Raw genomic sequence first — 4,041 nt, forward strand, 5'->3', positions numbered from 1 at the left:
ACCGTTTTAACTGACAAACCGTTTTTTAAACAAAATTCCGCATACACAAATGGCGTCTTTTCTTTCTATACCACTTCAATCAAGCATAAGCGGCAGGACGGGAAAACATCACTTCTTGAAACACACCCTAAAAACCCGCATAATTCCAAGCTCCATAACGCAATCGAACAAAAGGACTGACACATGGCATCTCAACTGGCTAACGCCATCCGTTTTCTCTCGGCTGATGCAGTACAACAAGCCAATTCCGGCCACCCGGGCGCACCGATGGGTATGGCCGATATGGCCGAAGTACTGTGGCGAGGCTTTCTGAAGCACAATCCGGCCAATCCGAAGTTTTACAACCGCGACCGCTTCGTATTATCCAACGGCCACGCATCCATGTTGTTATACAGTCTGCTGCATCTGACTGGTTACAATGTAACCATTAATGACCTGAAAAATTTCAGACAGTTCCATAGCAAAACGCCCGGCCACCCCGAATACGGCTACACTGACGGCGTAGAAACCACTACCGGCCCGTTGGGACAAGGCATTGCCAATGCCGTAGGCTTGGCGCTGGCAGAAAAAATTCTGGCTGCCGAATTCAATAAAGACGGCCTCGACATCGTCGACCACCACACCTACGTTTTCTTAGGCGACGGCTGCCTGATGGAAGGCATATCGCACGAAGTCTGCTCGTTGGCCGGCACCTTGGGCTTGGGCAAACTGGTGGTGCTCTATGACGACAACAATATCTCTATCGACGGCAAGGTAGACGGCTGGTTTACCGAAAACATCCCCGAACGCTTCCAGTCTTACGGCTGGCACGTTGTTCCCAATGTAGACGGGCACAATGCCGATGCCGTGCGTGCGGCAATTGAAGCGGCCCGCGCCGAAACCGGCAAACCATCCATCATTTGCTGCAAAACCTTAATCGGCAAAGGCGCCGCTACCAAAGAAGGCAGCCACAAAACCCACGGTGCCCCCTTGGGCGCGGAGGAAATCGAAGCCACCCGCAAACATTTAGGCTGGAATTACGGCCCGTTCGAAGTACCGCAAGAAGTATACGATGCTTGGAATGCCGTCGAAGCCGGTGCCAAATTGGAAAAGGAATGGAACGAGCTGTTCGCCCGCTATCAGGCCAAATTCCCGGCTGAAGCAGCCGAATTCGTACGCCGCATGGAAGGCCGATTGCCCGCCGATTTCGATGAACACGTAGCCGCTGAATTAAAAGCGGTGTGCGACAAACACGAAAAAATCGCCACCCGCAAAGCGAGCCAGAACAGCATCGAAGCGCTGGCCAAAGTATTGCCGGAATTTGTCGGCGGCTCGGCCGACCTCACGCCTTCCAATCTCACCGACTGGTCGGCCAGTATTCCGGTTACCCGCGACAGCGGCGGCAATTACCTGCACTACGGCGTGCGCGAATTCGGCATGTCTGCCATCATGAACGGCTTGGCCCTGCACGGCGGCGTGAAACCGTTCGGCGCAACCTTCCTGATGTTCTCGGAATACGCCCGCAATGCCTTGCGCATGGCCGCGCTGATGAAAATCAACCCGATTTTTGTCTACACCCACGATTCCATCGGCTTGGGCGAAGACGGCCCGACCCACCAACCGGTCGAGCAAACCGCTTCTTTGCGCCTGATTCCGAATATGGCGGTTTGGCGCCCGTGCGATACCGCCGAATCGCTGGTTGCTTGGGCAGAAGCGGTGAAAGCGACCGACCATCCGTCTTCGCTGATTTTCAGCCGCCAGAACCTGCCGTTTATCCAACGCAGCGAACAGCAATTGGCCCAAATCAAACGCGGCGCTTATGTAGTGCGTGCTGCCGATGAAGGCAAAGCTCAGGCCGTTATCATCGCGACCGGTTCGGAAGTGGCGCTGGCCTTGGATGCACAAACCGTATTGGCCGAACAAGGCGTGTTTGTGAACGTGGTCTCCATGCCTTCGACCAATGTATTCGACAAGCAGGACGAAACCTATCGTAACAGCGTGTTGCCGCAAGGCCTGCCGCGTGTGGCGGTGGAAGCCGGCGTAACCGACGGCTGGTATAAATATGTCGGCTTGAACGGCAAAGTGGTCGGCCTCGACCGCTTCGGCGAATCGGCTCCGGCGGAAGAATTATTCGAGCATTTCGGCTTCACCGTCGATAATGTGGTGGCCGTTGTGAAGAGCGTACTGTAATCCGCTATTCAAACCAAATGCCCCGCTTCGGATTCCGAGCGGGGCATTTTTTGCGAACGGCTATGAGAGAAAATAAATGTTTGAAAAGAGGCAATGCCTGTCTGAAAAATATTTTCAGACAGGCATTGCCTCTTTGTATTTTTGGGGGGAATAAAAGAAAGTTATGAACAATTAGGGTTATATGTGTAGTTATCAGTAGATACATATCTACTTTTTATAAAAGCATCCATTTTAATAAAAGTTTTATATTTTCGACTATAGTAATCTACTTGTGTATAGCGGCAGATAGTTCTTATTCGGATTAAAACATCCGGATCATTGACAACGGCCTCTAATGTATTGAGATCATACTGCGGATGGGTGAATTCATAATCCGCCCTTCTAAACACTCTTTTTTTATGTGCCGGTTTGGTTGCATCACGCAAAAAGTCTTCGCATTCTAAAAAATCTGAATAATGGGCTTGCTTGCTTATGTCCACGGTACCCGCTTTTTCCTGTTCTTTTAATTTTTCATCAAAAGGATTAACCAATGATGGTTTTAACTCATTACGGGACAGCCAGGTTGTTTCGAGCATTTGTCCTTTAACTAAATATTTTTGATTTGGATTCGGTAATGGATTTTTCTCTAAGTCAAAATAATCAAACTGGCGCAAGTATGCTTTCAAATCGCCTTGGGGCATATCTTCCATAAGCGCGTATATGCCTGCACTACATTCCGAGGGCGCCTGTAATCTTTTTAGTCCGCCTTCCTCCAGTTCATAAGAAGCATAATAACCAACTTTTTCACGAATTCTGAAAGGATTGGTGACACCATGAATGGTTTTGGTAATTAAAGGACTTACCTTTTTTTCCGTACTTTCCCGATACATAAGAACTGCTAGGAATAATACCCAGCCTAAAAAAGCGACGAAGCAGATGCCTAATAATTTAATGGAGAAGTTGTGATTAGGTTTCATGTTATTGTAAGACGAATCCCTAAATAATTATATTAAACAATCTTTTATCGATTTTTTGAAAATGGAAATATAAAATTTTATTCCATCATTGATAAAACGCCATGTGCACTCCTTCAAATATAAATCAAAATACTCTTTAGCAATTATCATTGAAGACGACCTCAAATTGTTTGAGGCTGGTACAAGGTTTTGAACACCTTGGTTTTAAATAGCCACAAATTTATTTTGCTTCAATTTTCTTCTTTACAACAAAAACAATTAATAACAATAAAAACGAAATCATCGTCGCAAAAAGAAAAAATTTAGGATATACCCTTCTTCTCGCTACAGACTCTGTAACCAAAGACTGTATATTCCTAGAATTATCAATAGTAAACTTTCTTTCTTTCGATTCCAAATCAGCATAAATCAAAGCACTAGACTCATTATTAATAACCAACAACTTTATATTTTTTGCATATAAATTACGCCCTCTATAATCCCAACATAACCCTCCTACTCCCACGCGACAATCAGCATACATAATCTCCGAACCACCAAAAATTTGTATATTAGGTGTATTTGGCCTTCCTCCGATCACAATCTCTCCATTGGGAATTTCTATTTCTTTTGTTGAGATATTTCCTATAGATAAATTCCATCCCATCATCAAAACAGAAACCAGCAATAAAAATAAAAAAGCCACAGAAAGCAGTAACATATAGTCATATATTTTCTTTATATTCATCATCTTTCCTCTAACTATCCATCAACTTATTTATTTTGTTTACACGTAAACCACCAACCCAAGCACCATGAGTTTTCTAGAAAATTTCCAATATGCAAAACGTTTATGCAAGATAACAACCATTGGATTTTCAATCTTGAATTGACAATCTAAGTGCAACAAATGCGAAGAGGTGCCCATAAAGCAGTA

At 45.5% G+C, this 4,041-nt stretch carries 4 protein-coding genes; 2 read left to right on the forward strand and 2 right to left on the reverse strand.

Annotated features, from left to right (window positions below; all coding sequences use genetic code 11):
• Both Q4C79_RS13000 and tkt read left to right on the forward strand, forming a co-directional pair.
• The coding region (locus tag Q4C79_RS13000) for a hypothetical protein (protein WP_303091447.1) at nt 1-180 on the forward strand (180 nt) is incomplete at its 5' end.
• A 3-nt stretch (nt 181-183) separates the two neighbouring features.
• Nucleotides 184-2,169 carry a transketolase gene (gene tkt, locus Q4C79_RS13005; protein ID WP_303091448.1) on the forward strand — a complete coding sequence of 662 codons (1,986 nt, stop codon included), beginning with the start codon at nt 184-186 and terminating at the stop codon, nt 2,167-2,169.
• Between the two features lie 161 nt (nt 2,170-2,330).
• On the opposite strand, the gene Q4C79_RS13010 is transcribed toward tkt, so the two are convergent.
• On the reverse strand, nt 2,331-3,038 hold the full coding sequence (locus Q4C79_RS13010; RefSeq protein WP_303091449.1) for a hypothetical protein: 708 nt from the start codon (nt 3,036-3,038) through the stop codon (nt 2,331-2,333).
• A gap of 307 nt (nt 3,039-3,345) precedes the next feature.
• The gene (locus Q4C79_RS13015; RefSeq protein WP_303091450.1) at nt 3,346-3,855 is read right to left on the reverse strand and encodes a hypothetical protein; all 510 of its coding nucleotides are present in this window, start codon (nt 3,853-3,855) and stop codon (nt 3,346-3,348) included.
• Between the last annotated feature and the right edge of the window lie 186 nt (nt 3,856-4,041).

The sequence above is a fragment of the Neisseria sp. genome (genome assembly GCF_030523955.1).
GTDB lineage: Bacteria > Pseudomonadota > Gammaproteobacteria > Burkholderiales > Neisseriaceae > Neisseria.

What these genes read in the sequence shown, in the direction of transcription:
- Q4C79_RS13015 (WP_303091450.1), bottom strand. Translation starts at nt 3,855, where the DNA reads ATGATGAATATAAAGAAAATATATGACTATATGTTACTGCTTTCTGTG.
- Q4C79_RS13010 (WP_303091449.1), bottom strand. Translation starts at nt 3,038, where the DNA reads ATGTATCGGGAAAGTACGGAAAAAAAGGTAAGTCCTTTAATTACCAAA.
- tkt (WP_303091448.1), top strand. Translation starts at nt 184, where the DNA reads ATGGCATCTCAACTGGCTAACGCCATCCGTTTTCTCTCGGCTGATGCA.